General features: G+C 51.2%; 16 protein-coding genes. 6 read left to right on the top strand and 10 right to left on the bottom strand.

Annotation, left to right across the window (positions count from 1 at the left end; genetic code table 11):
- Window positions 1-71: 71 nt before the first annotated feature.
- Window positions 72-632, top strand: a complete 561-nt coding sequence (locus tag KJS57_RS20895) for a hypothetical protein (RefSeq protein ID WP_213656230.1) — start codon at window positions 72-74, stop codon at window positions 630-632.
- A gap of 107 nt (window positions 633-739) precedes the next feature.
- Here KJS57_RS20895 and KJS57_RS20890 read toward each other — a convergent pair whose 3' ends face one another.
- The gene (locus KJS57_RS20890; RefSeq protein WP_213656229.1) at window positions 740-1,117 is read right to left on the bottom strand and encodes a DUF423 domain-containing protein; all 378 of its coding nucleotides are present in this window, start codon (window positions 1,115-1,117) and stop codon (window positions 740-742) included.
- 188 nt (window positions 1,118-1,305) lie between these two features.
- On the opposite strand from KJS57_RS20890, the gene KJS57_RS20885 reads away from it, so the two are divergent.
- From KJS57_RS20885 to KJS57_RS20875, 3 genes are all read left to right on the top strand, one after another.
- Window positions 1,306-1,716, top strand: a complete 411-nt coding sequence (locus KJS57_RS20885; RefSeq protein WP_213656228.1) for a hypothetical protein — start codon at window positions 1,306-1,308, stop codon at window positions 1,714-1,716.
- 216 nt (window positions 1,717-1,932) lie between these two features.
- Complete coding sequence (locus KJS57_RS20880; RefSeq protein WP_213656227.1) at window positions 1,933-2,790, top strand: DegV family protein; 858 nt, start codon at window positions 1,933-1,935, stop codon at window positions 2,788-2,790.
- 38 nt (window positions 2,791-2,828) lie between these two features.
- Window positions 2,829-3,683, top strand: a complete 855-nt coding sequence (locus KJS57_RS20875) for a DegV family protein (protein ID WP_213656226.1) — start codon at window positions 2,829-2,831, stop codon at window positions 3,681-3,683.
- Window positions 3,684-4,138: 455 nt separating this feature from the next.
- Here KJS57_RS20875 and KJS57_RS20870 read toward each other — a convergent pair whose 3' ends face one another.
- The 9 genes from KJS57_RS20870 to KJS57_RS20830 form a co-directional block, all read right to left on the bottom strand.
- Window positions 4,139-6,973 carry a PAS domain S-box protein gene (locus KJS57_RS20870; protein ID WP_244861652.1) on the bottom strand — a complete coding sequence of 945 codons (2,835 nt, stop codon included), beginning with the start codon at window positions 6,971-6,973 and terminating at the stop codon, window positions 4,139-4,141.
- A 165-nt stretch (window positions 6,974-7,138) separates the two neighbouring features.
- Window positions 7,139-7,837 (bottom strand): respiratory nitrate reductase subunit gamma, encoded by a 699-nt coding sequence (gene narI / locus KJS57_RS20865; RefSeq protein ID WP_211025289.1) that lies wholly within the window; start codon window positions 7,835-7,837, stop codon window positions 7,139-7,141.
- Window positions 7,838-7,851: 14 nt separating this feature from the next.
- Entirely contained in the window at window positions 7,852-8,505 is a 654-nt protein-coding gene (gene narJ, locus KJS57_RS20860) for a nitrate reductase molybdenum cofactor assembly chaperone (protein WP_213656224.1), read from the bottom strand.
- Between the two features lie 2 nt (window positions 8,506-8,507).
- Window positions 8,508-10,007 (bottom strand): nitrate reductase subunit beta, encoded by a 1,500-nt coding sequence (narH, locus tag KJS57_RS20855; protein WP_213656223.1) that lies wholly within the window; start codon window positions 10,005-10,007, stop codon window positions 8,508-8,510.
- Window positions 9,997-13,680 (bottom strand): nitrate reductase subunit alpha, encoded by a 3,684-nt coding sequence (locus tag KJS57_RS20850; RefSeq protein ID WP_213656222.1) that lies wholly within the window; start codon window positions 13,678-13,680, stop codon window positions 9,997-9,999. Before KJS57_RS20850 ends, narH begins: the two co-directional genes overlap by 11 nt.
- The gene (locus tag KJS57_RS20845; RefSeq protein WP_211025280.1) at window positions 13,677-13,955 is read right to left on the bottom strand and encodes a hypothetical protein; all 279 of its coding nucleotides are present in this window, start codon (window positions 13,953-13,955) and stop codon (window positions 13,677-13,679) included. Before KJS57_RS20845 ends, KJS57_RS20850 begins: the two co-directional genes overlap by 4 nt.
- Before the next feature lie 63 nt (window positions 13,956-14,018).
- Window positions 14,019-14,357 (bottom strand): hypothetical protein, encoded by a 339-nt coding sequence (locus tag KJS57_RS20840; protein ID WP_211025278.1) that lies wholly within the window; start codon window positions 14,355-14,357, stop codon window positions 14,019-14,021.
- The gene (locus tag KJS57_RS20835; RefSeq protein ID WP_211025376.1) at window positions 14,344-14,790 is read right to left on the bottom strand and encodes a hypothetical protein; all 447 of its coding nucleotides are present in this window, start codon (window positions 14,788-14,790) and stop codon (window positions 14,344-14,346) included. The genes KJS57_RS20840 and KJS57_RS20835 overlap by 14 nt, the downstream gene beginning before the upstream one ends.
- Window positions 14,791-14,795: 5 nt before the next feature.
- Window positions 14,796-16,364, bottom strand: a complete 1,569-nt coding sequence (locus tag KJS57_RS20830; protein ID WP_211025276.1) for a nitrate/nitrite transporter — start codon at window positions 16,362-16,364, stop codon at window positions 14,796-14,798.
- A gap of 258 nt (window positions 16,365-16,622) precedes the next feature.
- Here KJS57_RS20830 and yhbH point away from each other — a divergent pair, with 258 nt between their 5' ends.
- Complete coding sequence (gene yhbH / locus KJS57_RS20825) at window positions 16,623-17,789, top strand: sporulation protein YhbH (protein ID WP_211025273.1); 1,167 nt, start codon at window positions 16,623-16,625, stop codon at window positions 17,787-17,789.
- Complete coding sequence (locus tag KJS57_RS20820) at window positions 17,786-19,243, top strand: SpoVR family protein (protein ID WP_213656221.1); 1,458 nt, start codon at window positions 17,786-17,788, stop codon at window positions 19,241-19,243. Before yhbH ends, KJS57_RS20820 begins: the two co-directional genes overlap by 4 nt.
- Window positions 19,244-19,362 lie beyond the last annotated feature (119 nt).

Below are 19,362 nucleotides of genomic sequence, written 5' to 3'. Positions count from 1 at the left end.
CTATGCTTGTCCCCCCTCCGGTGCTATGATGGTTAATGCAACGATATTTAACACGTGTTTTTGGGGGCTATATGGACAATCAGAACGAACATCACAAGAAAGAAGATTTAGGCTATTTATTCAATGTAGAGATCCTTGTAAGAAACGACTCCAATGCCAAGGCGCTGCAATCTTTACTGCAGGTACTTAACAGCGGCGAAAGTATCATTGATTACAGAATTAACTCAGGGATCGAATTGGGAGAAATTATCGAATCCTTACTCACCGCAAAAAAACAGTCCATTATCTCCAAATCCTATAAAAGACTAACCGCGACCGATCAAGCCAAAAAGCCTGCGGAAGCGCAGACGGCGAAGCCCAAGGCTGCCGCCAAAGAAGCTGCGGCTCCGGCGGAATCCGCCCGCTTTGAAGAAATCGCCAAGAGCGGCGATTTTGAAAACTGGATTAAGAAATATATTTCCGGGAATCAGCTGGTTCGCTTGCTGGTCAATCGGAATGGGGAGCGAATGAGCATCCCCTGCCGGATCTTGAATTTCCTGCCGGAGACTTATACGATCAACGTGTACCATGTGGATGAAAAGCAAGTATACACTTTCAATCTTAGCGAGATTATCGATTTTATCGATAAATAAGGGATACTTAGTTGCCCTTATATTACAAAAACGGCTGGACCTAGTCTGCTTGCAGACGGGCCAGCCGTTTTCTTTATCATAGGTTCATCTTATATCCTCAATTGCTACTACTTTTCTTTTTTTAGCAGAGCCAATGCAAACATCAACCAGCCGACGATAAACGATACGCCGCCGAGCGGAGTAATCGGTCCAAACCATTTCCAGCCGGTAACGGCGAGCAAATACAAGCTGCCCGAGAACAGGATAATTCCCGTCAGGAATAGCCGGTTTGCCCACAGCAGGCGTTTCTGATCCAATCCCAGCCCGGCTGCGAATGCCGCCAATATCATAGCAATCCCGTGGATCATATGATAATGCACCCCGGTTTCATATGTACCGATCGCCTTCTCCCCGATCTGAGGCTCCAGAATATGTGCTCCGAAGGCTCCAAGCGCTACGGCAACCAGCATTACAATCGCGCCGATTCCGGCAAATTTCCGCTGCATCTATTTTCCTCCCTGTAAGAAGATTAACTTCTACTATCATAACCTAGGATCGTCATGCAATCCAGAGAACCGGCGCTCTTCCGGCAGCGAGCTTTTCCGTATAATGAAATGTAGTTATTGATTTTTACTGAAATATGTGAAGAATTAAACAAAAGGATGATTTTCTCAAAAAAGGAGTCTAACGAAAAATGAATTCATTTGAACAAGGCAATATGAACGGGATGCCCCCTTACCGGGAACCAAATGCCGCCCCTGTCGCCGAGCTCAAGCATTCCGGCCCCGGCATCGCTTCTTTCATCATTATTTTGGTGGCTATTGTCGGCTACATTTTTTCCATCGCAATGATCACCGCTGCCGTTATCGGCATCGTGGACCAGCCTATTGAAGCCATCACCGAAAGCCTGATGGAGCAAGCCGGAGCGATCCTCGGCATCCTGTTGATGATGGTCGCCGCCATCCTTCATTTAGTCGCTCTCATTCTAGGCATAATAGGCCTGCTGATTAAGAACCGCAAAAAGCTTTTTGCTATTCTCGGCCTATCCCTTTCGGGAGGCATATTAATTCTGCTCATCATTTTGTTTGCTTTAGGCTCACTATAATGTATCTCTTGCATTACTTATTGCTCCTATGATTTCACTCTTCACCGATCCCCTGTACCAGCGGTTTTCCGGCCCGGTTTGAGGGGATCTTTTACTATACGAACGAAATACTGCGATCAAAAGGTAGACTTTTGAAACGCTTTATTAAAACGATGTTAAATAGATGAGGTTTTTGATAAAATATAAGCTGGACTATCTGAATTTAAGGAGATACTTATGTCAAAGGTCAAAATATTCGCAGACAGCACTTCTGATCTGCCGGCGGGATGGAAGAGTCAATATCAAATCGGAATTATTCCGCTTTACGTCGTATTTGAAGACAAGACTTACAGGGACGGATTGGATATCACCCCTCCGGATCTTTACAGTAAGGTGGAATCCGGCGGAAGCTTGCCAAAAACAACGGCTCCGTCACCAAGAGACTTTATGGAGATGTTCGCTCCCCATATTGAGCATGGTGAAGATATCGTTTATATCAGCCTGTCCTCAAAGCTGTCTTCCACCTACCAGAACGCTTTGATAGCGGCTGCCGAATTTCCCGAAGGCCGTGTGCATATCGTTGATTCCCTTAATCTTTGCAGCGGAATCGGCCTGCTTGTAATGAAAGCCGTAAGAGCGGCCGAAGAGGGAATGAGTGCAACCGAAATCGTGTCTTTGCTGGAAAAGTCTCGGCCTTTGGTCGAAACGGAATTCGTCATCGATACTTTGGAATATTTATATAAAGGCGGACGCTGCTCAGGCATGCAAAATTTCATAGGCAGCCTGCTGCAAATTCGTCCTGTATTAAAAGTGGTCGACGGGAACATCATTCCGGCCTATAAAGTACGCGGCAAGAAAGAAAAGGCGGTTCAGCAAATGCTGGACAATGCGCTCGCCAACGTTGGAGAGATGGACAAAGATTTAATTATCGTCGCCCACACGCTTGCCGAAGAGGAGGCGCTGCGCCTAGCTGCAATTCTTAGAGAACAGACCAGCGTGCGCGAAGTGGCCGTCGCTGAAGCCGGGTGCGTTATTTCGAGTCATTGCGGCCCGCACACAGTAGCAATTATGTATACCAAGAAGGCATCCAACTAAAGCACCCGCATATCCGAATTCAAGGGAGGATTTGAATCATGGGAGCCATTAAATTTTTTGCTGACAGCACTTGCGATCTGCCGCCGGCATGGATTGAGAAATATGATATAGGCATTGTCCCGCTGTACGTTACGTTTGGGGATACCAATTACCGCGACGGCGTCGACCTGCAACCCCCTCAGCTTTATCAAAAAGTGGACGAAACCGGGCGGCTCCCGAAAACTGCCGCCCCGTCTCCGGCCGATTTCATGCAGGCATTTGCGCCGTTCATTGAAGAAGGTCGGCAAGTTCTTTACATAAGCTTGTCCTCGGAACTGTCTTCAACCTATCAGAATGCGTTGATTGCCTCCGAGGAATTTAGCGAAGGCCAAGTAACGGTATTCGACTCGCTCAATCTGTCCACCGGGATCGGCCTTCAGGTCATGAAGGCGGTCCGGGCAGCCGCCGAGGGCAAGAGCGTCACCGAGATCGTAGCCTTGCTCGAAGCGGTTCGTTCTCGTGTTGAAACCGAATTTGTTATTGACTCGCTGGACTATTTATATAAAGGCGGCCGATGCTCCGGTATGCAAAACCTGGTCGGCAGCCTGCTCCGGATTCGCCCGGTCATCAAGGTGACTGAGGGCAAAATGACTCCGGCATATAAAGTCCGCGGCAGCCGGGAGAAAGCGCTGGACCAACTGCTGGAGAACGCCATTAGCCGCATCCCGGAAATGGACCGTGATCTTATTTTCATCACGCATTCTTTAGCCGATGCGGATGCGGTCCAACTGCAAAAAGTTCTTCAGGCTAAGACAGGGGCAAGAGAAGTTGCCGTGTCCAACGCCGGCTGCGTCATTTCAAGCCATTGCGGCGCCAAGACCATCGGCATTCTATATACAAAATCATTAAATTAATTATACCGCAGCATTAATTTACGTCTCAAAATCCCTCGCCATTGGCGGGGGATTTTTAATTAATACCACTCGGATAAATCATTCTCGAACCGATCGGACGGAGGTTGGCCCGGGTTTTCATTTCTCTAACGGACACAGAAGCCGCTATTTGGACGATTTAAGCAGGTTTTGAATTTTAACGGACATCACGGCACTTATCATGGTGCTTTTTGCGGAACAAAGTCCCTTTTTCTCCGGATAAGGCCTTCTGTGTCCGTTAGAATTTCAAAACAGAGGATTTGATGGAAATAACGGCACTGATGTCCGTTAGCAGGCTAATGACGAAAAAGGCGGATAGCAAAATGAACGCAGCCAAGGGCCGCGTTCATTTTTGGTATATTCCATTACGGTTGATCACCGTCTTGTGACGCCGAAGCAGAGCCCCGAGCGCTTCGCGCATTGCGGAACCGTAAGCTCTAATGCTTCCGGGAGCCCTCACGCGAGAGCAGCTCCGCGCCCCATGTATCCAGCAGCTGCCGAATATCCCGCTGTTTGAGCGGTTTGGTGATGATCGTTTCCATGCCGCTCGCCATGCATCTTTCACGGTTTTCAACTCCGCCGCAGGAGCTCACGCCGATAATGACAGGGAGCCTGTCCAGCGGCAACAGCTGACGAATTAGCCTGGCTGTTTTGATCCCATCCATTACGGGCATCTCGATATCCATAAAGATGAGATCGTACTTCCTTCCGATCAAAGCCTCAATCACTTCCATACCATTATGAGCTACATCCGGCTGATATCCCAGCTTCTCCAACATCTGAACGAAGGCCTGGCAATTTACCGGATGATCCTCCGCAATGAGAACCGATAATCCGCGGTTCTGAAGGTCCTCCTCCGACGATTCCAAAGGTTCCAGAAGCAGGCTTCCCGCTGCTTCTCTGCTTACCGCGATTTCTTCCAAATTCCCCGTCTCATTTTGGAGACTTTCCGGCAACTCCTTGTTTGATGAATCGCAAACCAGGGTAAAGCGGAAGACGGAACCTTCCCCTTCTATACTTTCCACGGAAATGTGGCCGCCCAGCATTTCAACGATTTTTTTACATATGGCCAGCCCCAACCCGGTTCCCCCATACTTGCGATTCATAATCGGATGAACCTGGGAAAAAGATTGAAACAGCCTATGCAGCTTGTCCGCAGGAATCCCGATCCCCGTGTCGGTAATGCTGAATTCGAGCAGATCCGCCGAACCATATCCGGGAGCACGCTGAATACGCACGCTGACCTGCCCCCGGTCCGTGAATTTCAAGGCATTGCCGATCAGGTTGACCAGAATTTGACGCACCCGTGACGGATCGCTATATAAATAGTCAGGGACATCAGGTGCAATGAAATAACTGATTTCGAGTCCCTTTTTGTCGGCCTCCGGCAGGAACAAATCGACCGCGCTTGCCACACAGCTCTCCAAATGGAAGGTTTCGTATTCCAGCGCCATTTTTCCGGCCTCAATTTTGCTGAAATCCAAAACATCGTTCAAAATGGATAACAGCGCCCGGCTGCTGCTGGAAATAATCTCCGCATAATAACGCTGATCCTCGCTCAAATTCGTATCCATCAGCAGGTCGGTCATGCTGATCACGCCATTCATCGGCGTGCGGATTTCATGGCTCATCATCGCAAGGAATTCCGATTTGGCCTGGGTCGCACGCTCCGCCGATTCTTTGGCTCTCAAGATTTCCCGTTCCCCTGTAATATCGTTAAACACGACGACAGCGCCGATCAGCTGCCCCCGCTCGATCATCGGATTGACGCGATATTCCACCAAGAAACTGGAACCGTCCCTTCTCCAGAATACGTCCTCTTTCACAATACGCGGAGTACCGTCGCGCATCGTCTGGATGATCGGACATTCTTCCAAAGGGTAAGCGGCTCCGTCGCTTTTGGTGTGATGAATCAGAAGATGATTCGACTGGCCGATAAATTCCTCCATATCGTAGCCGAGCATGTCCGAGGCCGCCTGGTTGATGAACACGGTTTTGCCGTTCTCGTCCAGCCCGTAAATCCCTTCGGAAACGGAGCCCAGAATCAGGGAATGGAGATAGCTCAGCTTCTCAATTTGTTCGACATACCGCGTTCTTTCCGTAATATCGCTGGCGATTCCATAAACGCCGACCACCTGTTTATCCACGATAATCGGTACGTTCGTTACCGCAATTTCCAGACGGCTACCATCTTTGCGGGTCACGGTCGTCTCATAATTTTGCGGGATGCCTTCTCTGGCTTGTTCAAAATGATGCAGTGTATGAGCCAAATCTTCCCGGTCGATGATCTGCTGGAAATTCATCCCCAGAAGTTCTTCCCCGGAATAACCCATCAATGCTTCCAGATTGGAATTCAAAGAGGTATATTTGCCGTCTAAATCCATGGAATACACACTGGACGGACTATACTCGAACAGCGAACGATAACGCTGCTGGCTCTCCTGAAGTCGCCGCTCGCTCTCTTTGCGCTCTGTTACGTCGCGGGAAATGGAGATAATTTCGCCGATCTCTCCGGAATACGCCAAATAACGGTACCTTCCCGTACTCTCAAACCAAATGTAGCTCCCGTTCTTATGACGGACTCGATACGTGATTGTATAGACGCTCCTGGAATTCATCTGGATTTTCATCCGCTCTTTTACCATTTGCACATCTTCGGGATGCACATAGTCATAAGCGCTGGTTCCGATCAATTCCTCAGGATCATACCCCAGCAGCGTAGTGGAGGATGGTGAAACATAGATATACCTGTTGCTCTCATCCGCAGAATGCCTGGAGATCAAATCCATGGAGTACTCTGAAATGAGCCGGTATTGTCCCTCGCTTTCCCGGAGCGCTTCCTCTATCCGGTTTCTCTCCGTAATTCCGCGGGCCTGGTTAATTTTTTCCGCAGTAATGTCCTTGGTAATCGAAAAAACACCGACCACTCCAGTATCATGAATGATCGGAATATATGTTGAATAAGCGTCGCGAATTTCCCCGTCCTTTCGCCGAAAGGCGATTTCAAAACTTCCCGTTTCTCCGCGTAACGCTTTTCTAAAATATTCTTCCTTCTTTTGCTGCCCTTTTTCACAAAATAGCTGATCCAGACTCAGTTGCATAAAATGCGTAGCCGGATACCCGGTCAGCTTCTCGGTCGCCGGATTCACTTCCACATATTTACCGTTCACATCAATGATGCAGATCGCATCAGGCAGATTCTCGTACAGTAACTTGTATGTGCTATCCTCGGAAATGAGCTGTTTCAGAAGTCGGCTTTTATCATAGGCCACGGCTAAGGCTCCTTTACTTCTAAGGTAGAGTGGACAAGTTATGATCTTTATCACCATCCATTCTACCCGATTCCTGGAAACGGTGAATAGGGTCCTTGTGCCTAGAACTCATGTAATAGAAAACAGCGTCCCGCAGGTTTCGGGGCGCTGTCTCTTATAATAAAATCAGGTTCTCTCGCGTTTCTTATAGTTAGCTCGGGACCGGTATTGTTGAGGTGCTCTTGCTGGGTACCTTGCCGGCAGAGAGAACATGTGCACAAGGTGGGTGAACGGAATTGACGCAAACAGCAGGAAAGCAAGAACGATATGGAACTGGAACAGAAAGGGAACGGTTTCCATCAGATGATATTGCGGATTAAACGTGAACAGACTGCGGAACCAGGGACCGATCGTGGTTCGATATTCATAAGCAACCACCGTTGTATTGTATATCAGCGTCATATAGGTTCCCATAGCCGCTACGATCAACACCAGGATAACGGCAAAATAATCGCCGAACCCGGCATGAACGCGTACCCGCCGGTTGGTCATTTTTCGGATCAGAAGAAGCACCAGCCCACCGACGACCATCAGCCCGGCAAGGCCTCCGCCCACGATCGCAAACACGTGATAGGTCTCATCGGAGACGCCAAGTGAATGATACACGCTTCTCGGGATCAGAACCCCCATAACATGACCGATGAACGCGAATATAATCCCGTAGTGAAAAACGGTCGAACCGACTCTAAGCCATTTTTTCTCGAAAATTTCTGTGGAAGGCGCAGTCCAGCTAACTTGACGAAAGGCAAAACGGTACAACAGGCCCACGATCATTACCGCCAAGGTGATATACGGAAACACGACCCACCAGAAAATACCGGTCATCGATGTACCTCCATTCAATTGCACATTTTGTATACCGGCAGACCGGTATCACTGCGGGCGGTTCCGTCCATGCCGAACAAAATCGGATACGGGAGCTCGTCCAGGTCGGCTACTTCCCGTTTACTTTCCAGCCTGCGGACATCTTCTTCCGACGGCTCCTTAAATACTTCGGACATGAGAATCCGGAACAGCTCCCGATAGGGGCTGTCTTCTGCCAAATTGTCACGAATCCGCTTGCTGGCTACCGCCAGTCGAAGCTCCAGCGCACGCACATGGATATGGTCGGATCTTAGCGCGAGCAGTTCGAACAGCATCGGGATATAATCGCTTAATTCCCCGTTCGTCAGGCTGAATCCGGCATCCTGCACGATATGCTGCAGCAATATAAGCGCCGCTCCCCGCTCCCTGCTGTCACCCAGCTCATGAGCGGTCAGGTACAGTCCCGTTTTGTCCTTCCAGTCAAACGTCCATACATAAAGCTCCCTCAATTCCTTAAGCGGTATGGCATAGAGCGACTCCAGCGCCTGCTCCACGCGTCCCCGCAGAACCGGGTCGTCAATGCCGGAGCGAATGGCCTCCAGCATTTCCGGGCGCGTCTCTAGAAATTGATCGTCCGGATAGCCAAGCATTCTTGACGTCACGGCCAGCATCATAGATTTTGTGTCCATTCTTACTCCTCCTTAGCGAATAGATGTGACATGAAGTCGGAGGATGGAGTAATCGATTCTATGCTGCAAGCCCCCTGTTTGTAATGCAGTCCTTCCTCGCCATCCATTTCTCTTCTGCCCGTAGGGATTACAAACCGCTCATTGTATTTTGCGACGGCGAACAATCTAGCCATATCTTCGATTTCATCCACCGTAATTCCGGCCTCTTCCAGCAATTTGCTGTGTCTCAGCTCGTCCATCCCGCCGACGGCCTGGTTTCTCATATGCACGCGCATCGCGGTCATTTTCAGCAGAACCCTCCGAATCACCGAGGTATCCCCCGCTGACAGCAAGGAAGCCAGGTACTCCATAGGAATTCGCATCTGATCTACTGCGGGAATGTAATGGTCTGTCTGCAGATCGTTTTCTTCGATATGATTCATGATCGGGCTGAGCGGTGGCACATACCAGACCATCGGAAGCGTACGATATTCCGGGTGTAGCGGCAGAGCCACTTTCCATTTCACGGCCATTTTGTAAATCGGCGAACGCTGGGCCGCATCGATCCAGGAATCATTGATTCCCGCTTTCCTTGCCTCCTTGATAACTTCCGGGTCGGACGGGTCCAGGAACACGGAAAGCTGGGATTCGTACAAGGCCTGTGGATCTTCCACGGAGGCGGCTTCTTTGACGCGGTCGGCGTCGTAGAACACTACGCCGATATAACGGATTCTTCCCACGCAGGTTTCCGAACAGATCGTCGCCATGCCCGCTTCGGTCCGCGGATAGCAAAAATTGCATTTTTCCGCTTTATGGGTATTCCAGTTGTAATACACCTTATGGTAAGGGCACCCGTTCATGCAGAATCTCCAGCCCCGGCAAGCGTCCTGATCCACAAGCACGATACCGTCCTCATCCCGCTTGTATAGAGCTCCCGATGGGCAGGAAGCTACGCAGGAAGGATTCAGACAATGCTCGCAAATGCGCGGCAAGTACATCATGAAGGTCTTCTCATACTCCATCGCGATATGCTCCTGGAGCTTCTTGACGTTCGGATCGAGCGGAACGATTTCACTGCCGCCGGCCAGGTCATCATCCCAGTTCGGCCCCCACTCCGGTTTGTCCATAAACTCTCCGGTAATAAGGGAGACGGGACGTCCGACCGGCAGGTGTTTGCTTTTGGGACTATGGATCAAATTATCGTAATCATAGGTCCAAGGTTCATAGAAGCTGTCCAGACTTGCCATATTCGGATTGTAAAAAATGTTGGCCAGCTTCGTGATCGGCCCGCCCGCCCGCAGCGTGAGCTTGCCGTTTCGCAGCACCCAGCCGCCCTTGAATTTCTTCAAGTCTTCCCATTCCTTCGGATAACCCGGGCCAGGGCGGGTCTCCACGTTGTTGTACCACATGTACTCCGTACCGGGGCGGTTGGTCCAGGTATTCTTGCATGTCACGGAACAGGTATGGCACCCGATGCACTTGTCAAGGTTCATTACCATAGCGACCTGCGCTTTAATTCTCAAGCCAATCGACCTCCTTCAGCGGACGGATGATGGTCATTGTATCCCTCTGGTTCCCCGTCGGACCGTAATAGTTAAATCCGTAACTGAGCTGTGAATAACCGCCGATCATATGTGTCGGCTTCAGCGTAATCCGCGTGACGCTGTTATGGGTTCCGCCCCGCTGTTTGGTGATCGACGTGCCGGGGACGCCAAGCGTGCGGTCCTGCGCATGATACATATACGCGATCCCTTGCGGAATCCGGTAGGTCAGCACCGCTCTTGCGGCAACAACCCCGTTGCGGTTATACACTTCGATCCAATCATTGTCCTTGATTCCGATGGAAGACCCGTCCTTCTCGTTCATCCAAACCACCTGCCAGCCGCGGAATAAGGTCGACATCTGGTTCGTGTCCGTGAACATCGTATGAATGCCCCATTTTTGATGGGGGGTCAGGTACCGGATCGTCAATGATTTACCGTTGTTAGGAACTTCCTTTTCTCCTTTGAGAAAAGGAACATGCGCAAGCGGCGGCAGATACAGCGGCAAGGCTTCCCCGAAGTCGAGGATCATCTCGTGATCGAGATAGAAGCTCTGCCTGCCGGTCAACGTTCGCCAAGGAATGCTGTATTCCGTGTTCAAGGTAAACGGCGAGTAGCGGCGATTGTCCTTCTCGAGTCCGCTCCATACCGGGGCCGAAATGGCTTGACGCGGCTGCGCCGTTATATCCAGCAGCGTAAAGGCATCCTCCTCCCGCGGCTCCGCGATTTCGGCGAGCTGCTTGCCGGTCTTAACTTCCATGGACCGCCAACCCTCTACCGCACGTTCTCCGTTCGTGGCTCCCGACATGAGCAGAATCGCTTCGATCGCCTGCCGGTCATCATACAAATCCGGCTGGCCTTTGCCGATGCCCTCGCGCTTCGATACGCCAAGCCGATCCAGCAACTGGGCATATACCTTCTCGCCCGGGATCTTCACGCCCTTGGCGCCGTAGCCTTTTTTAATATTCGGGCCGATCGTAATCATCTTGCCGTAGACATTCGGATAGTCCCGTTCCACGAATTGAAAATGCGGCATCGTCTTGCCCGGAATAGCCTCCGTCTCACCGGAGCGCCAATCCTTGATCTTCCCGTGAACCTGGGCAATCTCATCCGGGCTGTCATGGCCGAGCGGGGTCATCACTACATCTTCGCAAACCGGAAGGTGCTTCTTCGCAAATTCGGAGAAGTACTTCGCGATTTCCCGGAAAGCATTCCAGTCGCTCTTGCTTTGCCATGGCGGCTCAATCGCCGGATTGAACGGATGCACGAACGGATGCATATCCGTGCTGCTCAAATCGAATTTCTCGTACCAGGTTGCGGCCGGCAGCACGATATCCGAGAAGAGACCCGTACTGGTCATACGGAAGTCCATACTGACGAATAAATCCGTTTTGCCCTCAGGCGGCACTTCGTCGGTGTGCACCGTTTCCGGCTGCCAGGAATGGCTCGGATCGGTAAGTACCTGGTTGTCCGCTCCAATGAGGTGCTTGGCGAAATACTCGTGGCCTTTACCGCTGTCGCCCAACAAATTCGACCGCCAGTTGAAGAAGACACGGGGAAAATTAGCCGGATCGTTCGGGTGTTCGATCGCCCAATCCAGCTCCTCTTCCTTGAACATTCTCGCTATTTCCGCTTCCGCATCCCGGTCATCCGTGAATCCCTTTTCCCGGACCTGCTTGGCCACGTCAATGGAGTTCTGGCTGAACTGAGGGAATGACGGCAGCCATCCCAGTCTCGCGGCTAACGCATTCACATCCGCCGGATGCATTTTGTTGAACCGTCCGCCCCAAGGCGACTCCTGCTCTTCATTCACTCTGGTTTCATACCGGAACTGCTCGGTGGCGAAATAAAAGAACGAAGTCCCGTTCTGCAACCGGGGCGGTTTGATCCAGTCCCCGGCAAACGCTACCTGCTGCCAGCCTTCAAGCGGACGGACCTTCTCCTGTCCAACATAGTGGGCCCAGCCGCCGCCGTTCACGCCCTGTGTTCCCGTAAGCAGAACGAGATTCAGAATCGACCGGTATATTTGGTCGCTATGGTACCAGTGGTTAGTTCCGCCGCCCATCGCAATCATCGACTTGCCTCCCGTACGGGCGGCATTGTCGGCAAACTCCCTCGCGACCTGGATGCAGTGCGATTTTTTTACGCCCGTGATGGCTTCCTGCCAGGCTGGGGTATAAGGCTTCATATCATCATAATCGGTGGGATAATCACCGGGCAGATTTCGTGGAACACCTACATGGGCCATCATCAGATCATAGACGGTTGCCACCTTGATCGTTTGGCCTTCAGCATTCTGCAGGTATTTGACCGGTACGCCGCGCTGTACCACGGCTCCCTCTTCTTCCGCAAAATAAGGAAAGTCGACAAGTCCGAACTCGTCAGCCTCCTGGATAAACGTCAGCTGAGGATCGATCGTGGTGCCGTCCGGCTTCTCCAGATCCAGATTCCATTCGCTGCCTTGATCCCAGCGGAATCCCTGACTGCCGTTCGGTACTTCAGGCGTGCCGGTGGAGACATCCCAAACCACGGTTTTCCATTCTGCCAGCTCATAAGCCCCGTCTAGATCGGAAGCCCGCAGAAACCGGCCGGAGCGCAGGCTGCCGCCTTGCTCCTCCAAAATAACGAGGAACGGTAAGTCGGTAAACTTCTTCACATAGTCCGTGAAATACGGAGTCTGTTGGTCCACATAAAATTCCTTAAGAATGACATGCGTCATCGCCATGGCGAGAGCGGCATCCGTCCCTACCCTGGCGGGCAGCCAAATATCGGCGAACTTCTCGTACTCGGAATAATCGGGACTGACCCCGACTACCTTAGTTCCGTTATATCTGGCTTCGACCATGAAATGGGCGTCAGGAGAGCGGGTCTGCGGGATATTGGTTCCCCAGATAATAAAATATTTGGTGTTGTACCAGTCCCCGCTCTCCGGAACGTCGGTCTGTTCGCCCCAGACCTGCGGCGAAGCCGGCGGGAGATCCGCATACCAATCGTAGAAGCTGAGTATCGTTCCCCCGATCAAGGATAAAAAGCGGGTTCCTGCAGCATAGCTGACCATGGACATCGCGGGGATCGGGCTAAAGCCCACCACCCGGTCCGGCCCGTATTTACGAATCGTATGAATCGTGGCTCCGGCGATCATCTGACAGGCCGTATCCCAGTCTGCCCGTACGAATCCGCCTTTCCCCCTTGCCGTGACATATCTCTCCCGTTTCTCCGGGTCGCTGACGATGTTCTCCCAGGCGATGACCGGATCCTGCACCGTCTCCATCTCCCGCTGCCACATCTCGTACAGATCACCGCGGATATATGGATACTTCACTCGAATCGGGCTGTAGGTATACCAGGAAAAACTGGCACCACGGGGACAGCCGCGGGGTTCGTATTCCGGGAAATTGGCGCCGGTCGTCGGATAATCGGTCTTTTGCGTTTCCCAGGTGATGATGCCGTCCTTGACAAAAACGTTCCAGCTGCATGATCCGGTGCAGTTGACGCCATGCGTCGATCTGACGACTTTGTCATGCTGCCAGCGGCCCCGATACAGTCCTTCCCAATCGCGATCTCTCGGGCTTTCCTCGGTCCAACCGTCATTGATGGTCTCCCCGCGCTTCAAATACTTGAGGGTCTCGAACAGCTTGTTTTTTTTATCGCTCACAATGACGCCCCTTTCCCGCTTGAATTAGCCACCGGATTAAATCTTTCGCCAGTCAGCTTAAAACTGCCCTGGCCGGCATGCAGTTCCTCAACAAAAACCTCCCACTCCGCGGCGTTACAAGCCGCAATAATCAGGCGCTGAAGATCGTTCAGGTCTTCATTCAGGCCGATTACTTCTCGAACGTCATCCGGCACCGGGCCGAACCGCATCTCCAATAACGCGAGCAAATCTTCCCGATCATTCTGAGCAAACTGTTCCATTTCCGCTTGATTCATCCGGGTCCACCTCTTCCGTAAGGATTTATGCACTTCAGCCTATCTTCCGTAATTTGGATGCGCCTAGGATTCAGACTTCATCATCTTAAAATAATCCGCGATCAGTGTTTTCTTCATTAATTCGGCCGTCTCCCGAAAATGAGTAGCGATTTCGTCATCGCCTGTCTCAATGGCTTCCCAAGAGAATTTCCGGCTGGTGAACTGCCCCAATTGTTCGCCGAACCGCAGATTGACGGTCACCCCGCGTTCGTCCGCGCTCCCCCCGGCCTTGACGTCATAGGGATGCAGGTGCAGCAGCTCAAGCTCGCGTACCAGCAGGTTATACAGCCTCGGTTCGATTAATTGCAAAGGCTTGTCGGGCAGCATAGCAGCCAGAGAGTAGTTGTTCTCAATGATGGTCATGATGCACCACCCCCTCGATTTCTTTTTCCAGCATCTCCATCTCATCCCGATTATGAAGCTGATCCAGCACGATCAGGGATTGAAAACGGTAAAGAATTTCTCTGGATACCTCTCCGCCAGCCAGCATAATCTTGACCTCCTGAACAATTTCCCTCAGCAAATCATGATCTCTGGTCAAGGCAATGATGACCGGTTGGAGCTCCGGTTTCATATTTAAAGCTTCAATATATAGACCCTCTTCCTCACTTAAAGCATGCTGAAGCGTACGAGTTTCCCAATGCTCCACGGTAATGTATGCAAGCTCCAGGGCTCTTTCCCTTTCACCCAGCTCCAAAGCGCGTCCAAACAGTTCGGTCAGCTCTCTGGCTTCCTCCAACGCTGCTTCATGAATGGATGAATGACTGTCAACCTTCCTTAATGCCGGTCCTGACATACCGCTCACTTCCTTTCTCCTGGTTTTGGAATTCGGTTGCCAATGCTAGCATTCGCGTCCTCTGTATCCGATCGAAGCACGGAGTCGGCCTGCGATAAATCGCTGAAAATGGCAACATATTGCTTTACGCTGTCCTGATCGTCCTTCAGTGCGGTAACGGAGAGCCATTCCCGGTAAATATCCCCGTTCGCCCTTCGGTTGACGATCTCGCCCTGCCATTTGCCGGTCGCCTGCAGGGTGGACCAAAATGAATCATAAAAAGCTTTGTCGTGATAACCGGAGCTTAACAAGCTTGGATTTTTACCGATGACATCCTCCTTGGAATACCCCGTGACCCGCGTAAATGCCGCATTCACGGATTGAATGACGCCTTTCGTATCGGTCACCATGATGGCATCCGCCGTTGACCTGATAATGTCAGCCGCGAATTCCAGTTTGTTATTGAAGAATACCCATAGAACAAGAATGAAGCTGGCAAGCGAGGCCTCCGACAAAGCCATAAAACCGATCGCGTAATGGCCCGTCCAATTAAACAGCAGGGTCAATAGAAGCGGAGGAAAAAAGCCGCCAAGGCCGCCGGCCGCAGACACGACCCCGCTTGCGATTCCGCCCTGTTTGGAGAAGTACAGTGGCACCAGCTTGAAGACGGCGCCATTCCCGATCCCGGCGCAGATAGCCACGACAAAACAGCCTGCTGTAAACAACGGCATAGTCAGACCGAAAGACAACAGCACGCCCGATACCGTTAGACCGGCAAACACGAACATGAGAACTTTAAATGGATTGGTTTTATCCGAGAGCACGCCGCCTGCGGGGCGAAGCAATGTTGCAAGTGCAATGAATCCTGCCGTTCTGAGGCCGGCATCCACCTTGTCCAACTCGAAATAGCTCACAAGGAAGCCGGGAAGATAAATCGTAAAGGCCACAAACGAGCCGAAGGTAATAAAATAGAAAATGCTGAAAAACCACAATTTTTCATTCCGGTACACCTGCTTGAACTGGCTTATCCAAGAGCTGCGGGTCCTTTCTTCCTTCCTGTCGCCAAACAAGAGATTCAGCGCGGCAAAAAGGACCAGCAAGACCAGGAACCAGGTTACGGCCATCTTCCAGCCGACGGCATCGGCCAGCAATGGCGCTCCGAACGTCGAAATGGCGGTACCCAGGTTGCCTATCCCGTATATCCCGTTGACGGTCCCCTGTTTTTCCTTCGGATAATATTTGGGCAGAGAAGTAACCCCGATCGAGAAGGTAGCCCCACCAATCCCCAGGAAAAAGCCGCTAATGGCCAGATCGAGAAAGGAATCGGCCCGGCTCAAATAAAACACCGGCAGCAGAAGAATGAAGAAACTGATCGTATACATCCATCTGGAGCCATATCTGTTGGTCAGAAAGCCTGCCGGGATTCTCAGCAAGGAGCCTAGAATAACGGGTATCGCCGTGGTCCAGGCTTTTTCCCCCGAGGTCAGCGGAATATCACTCCCTATGTACGCAATCAACGAGGAAATCAGTACCCAGGCCATAAAGGAAACAACCAGACTTAATGTTTGAAGAGGCAGCTGCATTCTTTTAACCATATAATCCCTCCTTTGGCGGTCGTTTCTTCTAATACCATACCCACTCACCCAGTTCCCAACCATATTTTTCCCGTATCAGGAAAACGCGCATGGGATTATATCCCTATTTTCAACAAACTATTTGCAAATATACTACTTCCGGCACCCTTTTATGGATTTCCGCCCTATGCCTCCTCACATATCGCGAGTCCCCGTGAATATACTTTATTTACAACTACTCTCGCCGTTCAAGCAAGCCAATTGGGGAGGTGCTTATCATTGTCGTCATTTGATCCGAACAAAGGAAACTTCGTAGTGTCGAAAGAGGACTGGTCGCTGCACCGCAAAGGCTATCAGGATCAGCAGCGCCACCAGGAAAAGGTGCGGGAAGTCATTAAGCAGAACCTTCCGGACCTGGTCACTGAAGAGAATATCATCATGTCGGACGGTAAACAGATCATTAAGGTCCCCCTCCGCAATTTGGAGGAATACCGGTTTATTCATAATTTTCAAAAGCAAAAGCATGTCGGTCAGGGAGACGGGGACAGCGAAGTAGGCGATGTGCTCGCGCAGGACAGTCCCAAGGAACCGGGCAAAGGGGGAAAAGCCGGGGATCAAGCCGGAACCGATTATGTGGAGGCGGAGATCAGCATCGAGGATCTGGAGGATCTGCTGTTCGATGAGCTTGAGCTTCCTTTTATCGAAGACAAGGATAAGGAAGAAATGGAGACGGTCTCCTTCCGTTTCAACGATATCCGTAAAAAAGGACTGATGTCCAACATCGATAAGAAGCGTACCATCCTGGAAAATCTCCGGCGCAACGCCACCACGGGCGTACCGGGCATCCATGGCATTTCACCGGACGATCTCCGCTATAAAACCTGGGAGGACGTGCGTATTCCGAAATCCAATGCGGTCATTATCGCCATGATGGATACAAGTGGAAGTATGGGGGCTTTTGAAAAATACTGCGCTCGCAGTTTCTTTTTCTGGATGACGCGGTTTTTGCGGCGGCAGTATGAGAAGGTGGAGATTATTTTTCTCGCCCACCATACAGAGGCTAAAGAGGTCAGCGAGCAGGACTTCTTCACCCGCGGGGAAAGCGGAGGCACGATCTGTTCCTCTGTCTATCAAAAAGCGCTGGAAATCATCGATGAGCGTTACTCTCCCTCCAGCTACAATATATATCCCTTCCACTTCTCGGACGGAGATAACCTTACTTCGGATAATGAGCGGTGCACCCGGCTGATCGGGGAACTGCTCAAACGCAGCAATATGTTCGGTTACGGCGAAGTGAACCAATACAATCGGGGCAGCACGTTAATGTCGGCTTACCGGAACTTGAAGCAGGACCGGTTCTTGTACTATGTCATTAAGGAAAAAGGGGAAGTGTTCAGCGCTTTGAAGCGCTTTTTCCATAAACGGGAAAAGGGGGTCCAGTCGTGACAAAGGAACTCTCTGCACTGGAATACGCGATCGCGGAAATAATGGAAATCGCCGACGGTTTCGGGCTCGATTATTATCCGATGCGCTACGAAATTTGCCCGGCCGACATCATATACACATTCGGGGCTTACGGGATGCCCACCAGGTTCTCTCATTGGAGCTTCGGAAAAATGTTCAATAAAATGAAGATGCAATACGACTTCGGTCTCAGCAAAATCTATGAGCTCGTCATTAATTCGAATCCCTGCTACGCGTTCCTATTGGAAGGCAATTCCCTGATCCAGAACAAGCTGATCGTTGCGCATGTACTCGCCCACTGCGATTTCTTCAAAAACAATATGCGCTTTAGCAATACGAACCGGGATATGGTGGAGAGCATGTCAGCGACTGCGGAACGGATCAGCCAATATGAGCTGGAATATGGCGCAGCAACCGTGGAATCGTTCATCGATTCCGTACTCGGAATTCAGGAGCATGTGGACCCGCAGTTGATCAAGCCGATGCGGTACGACAAGCGCAGACAGACGGAAGAAAAGCTCCGTCGAGCGAAGGAAAGCCGCAGCCGGAATGATGCTTCCGGACGAAGCGCCTACGACGATTTATGGGCATTGGATGAGCCGGCGGCGGAGTCGGCGAGCGGGGTGAAAAAGGGAAAAGCCGATATTGTGAGCTTTTTCCCGCCTGAGCCGGAAAAGGATATCGTCTGGTTCATCCAGGAATATTCCGAGACGCTGGAAGACTGGCAGCGCGATATCATGAGCATGCTGCGCGAGGAAATGCTGTATTTCTGGCCGCAGATGGAGACGAAGATCATGAACGAAGGCTGGGCTTCCTACTGGCATCAACGGATCCTGCGCGAGCTGGACTTAACGAGCGACGAAACGATCGAATTCGCCAAGCTGAACGCCTCGGTCGTTCAGCCGTCCCGGCAAAGCCTGAACCCGTATTATCTCGGGCTTAAAATATTCGAGGATATAGAACGGCGCTGGGATCGACCGACGGAAGAAGAAATAAAGAGGTTCGCGCGGGAACCCGGCAAAGGCAGGGAAAAAATATTCGAGGTGCGCGAGCTCGACTCCGATCTCTCGTTCCTGCGCAGTTATTTAACGAAAGAACTGGTGCGGGATCTTGACCTGTATATTTTCGAGAAGCAGGGCGCGGAATGGAAAATTACCGACAAATCGTGGGAGAACATCCGCGACCAGCTGGTCGCCTCCCGCGTCAACGGCGGTTCGCCTTATATCGTCGTCAAGGACGGCGATCATCAGCGAAACGGAGAACTGCTGCTGAAGCATCAGTATGAAGGAATTGAGCTGGATTTGAAGTACTTGGAGCGTACGCTGCCCTACGTATTCCGGCTTTGGGGCAGACCGGTCCACCTGGAAACTGTCGTCGAGGGCAAAACCGCGCTGTTCAGTTATGACGGGGAAAAGCATTACCGGAAGATTTTATAATTCTATAAACTAATTACTGGCAAAGAAGCAGCCGATCCGCCTAAAAGAGCGGAAAGGCTGCTTCTTAGTTTGTGATTGGGCGTTTCTAATCTGACACTTGATCCATTGTGGCTTTCCCT

It is taken from the genome of Paenibacillus vini, from assembly GCF_018403325.1.
In the GTDB taxonomy this organism is placed as follows: domain Bacteria; phylum Bacillota; class Bacilli; order Paenibacillales; family Paenibacillaceae; genus Fontibacillus; species Fontibacillus vini.
Note: the sequence above shows the minus strand (reverse complement) of the source record. Positions and strands in the feature narration are given on the sequence as shown.

Excerpts from the sequence above, each read along its gene's own strand:
- KJS57_RS20895 (WP_213656230.1), top strand. The coding sequence starts at position 72 with ATGGACAATCAGAACGAACATCACAAGAAAGAAGATTTAGGCTATTTA.
- KJS57_RS20890 (WP_213656229.1), bottom strand. The coding sequence starts at position 1,117 with ATGCAGCGGAAATTTGCCGGAATCGGCGCGATTGTAATGCTGGTTGCC.
- KJS57_RS20885 (WP_213656228.1), top strand. The coding sequence starts at position 1,306 with ATGAATTCATTTGAACAAGGCAATATGAACGGGATGCCCCCTTACCGG.
- KJS57_RS20880 (WP_213656227.1), top strand. The coding sequence starts at position 1,933 with ATGTCAAAGGTCAAAATATTCGCAGACAGCACTTCTGATCTGCCGGCG.
- KJS57_RS20875 (WP_213656226.1), top strand. The coding sequence starts at position 2,829 with ATGGGAGCCATTAAATTTTTTGCTGACAGCACTTGCGATCTGCCGCCG.
- narI (WP_211025289.1), bottom strand. The coding sequence starts at position 7,837 with ATGACCGGTATTTTCTGGTGGGTCGTGTTTCCGTATATCACCTTGGCG.
- narJ (WP_213656224.1), bottom strand. The coding sequence starts at position 8,505 with ATGGACACAAAATCTATGATGCTGGCCGTGACGTCAAGAATGCTTGGC.
- KJS57_RS20845 (WP_211025280.1), bottom strand. The coding sequence starts at position 13,955 with ATGAATCAAGCGGAAATGGAACAGTTTGCTCAGAATGATCGGGAAGAT.
- KJS57_RS20840 (WP_211025278.1), bottom strand. The coding sequence starts at position 14,357 with ATGACCATCATTGAGAACAACTACTCTCTGGCTGCTATGCTGCCCGAC.
- KJS57_RS20835 (WP_211025376.1), bottom strand. The coding sequence starts at position 14,790 with ATGTCAGGACCGGCATTAAGGAAGGTTGACAGTCATTCATCCATTCAT.
- KJS57_RS20830 (WP_211025276.1), bottom strand. The coding sequence starts at position 16,364 with ATGGTTAAAAGAATGCAGCTGCCTCTTCAAACATTAAGTCTGGTTGTT.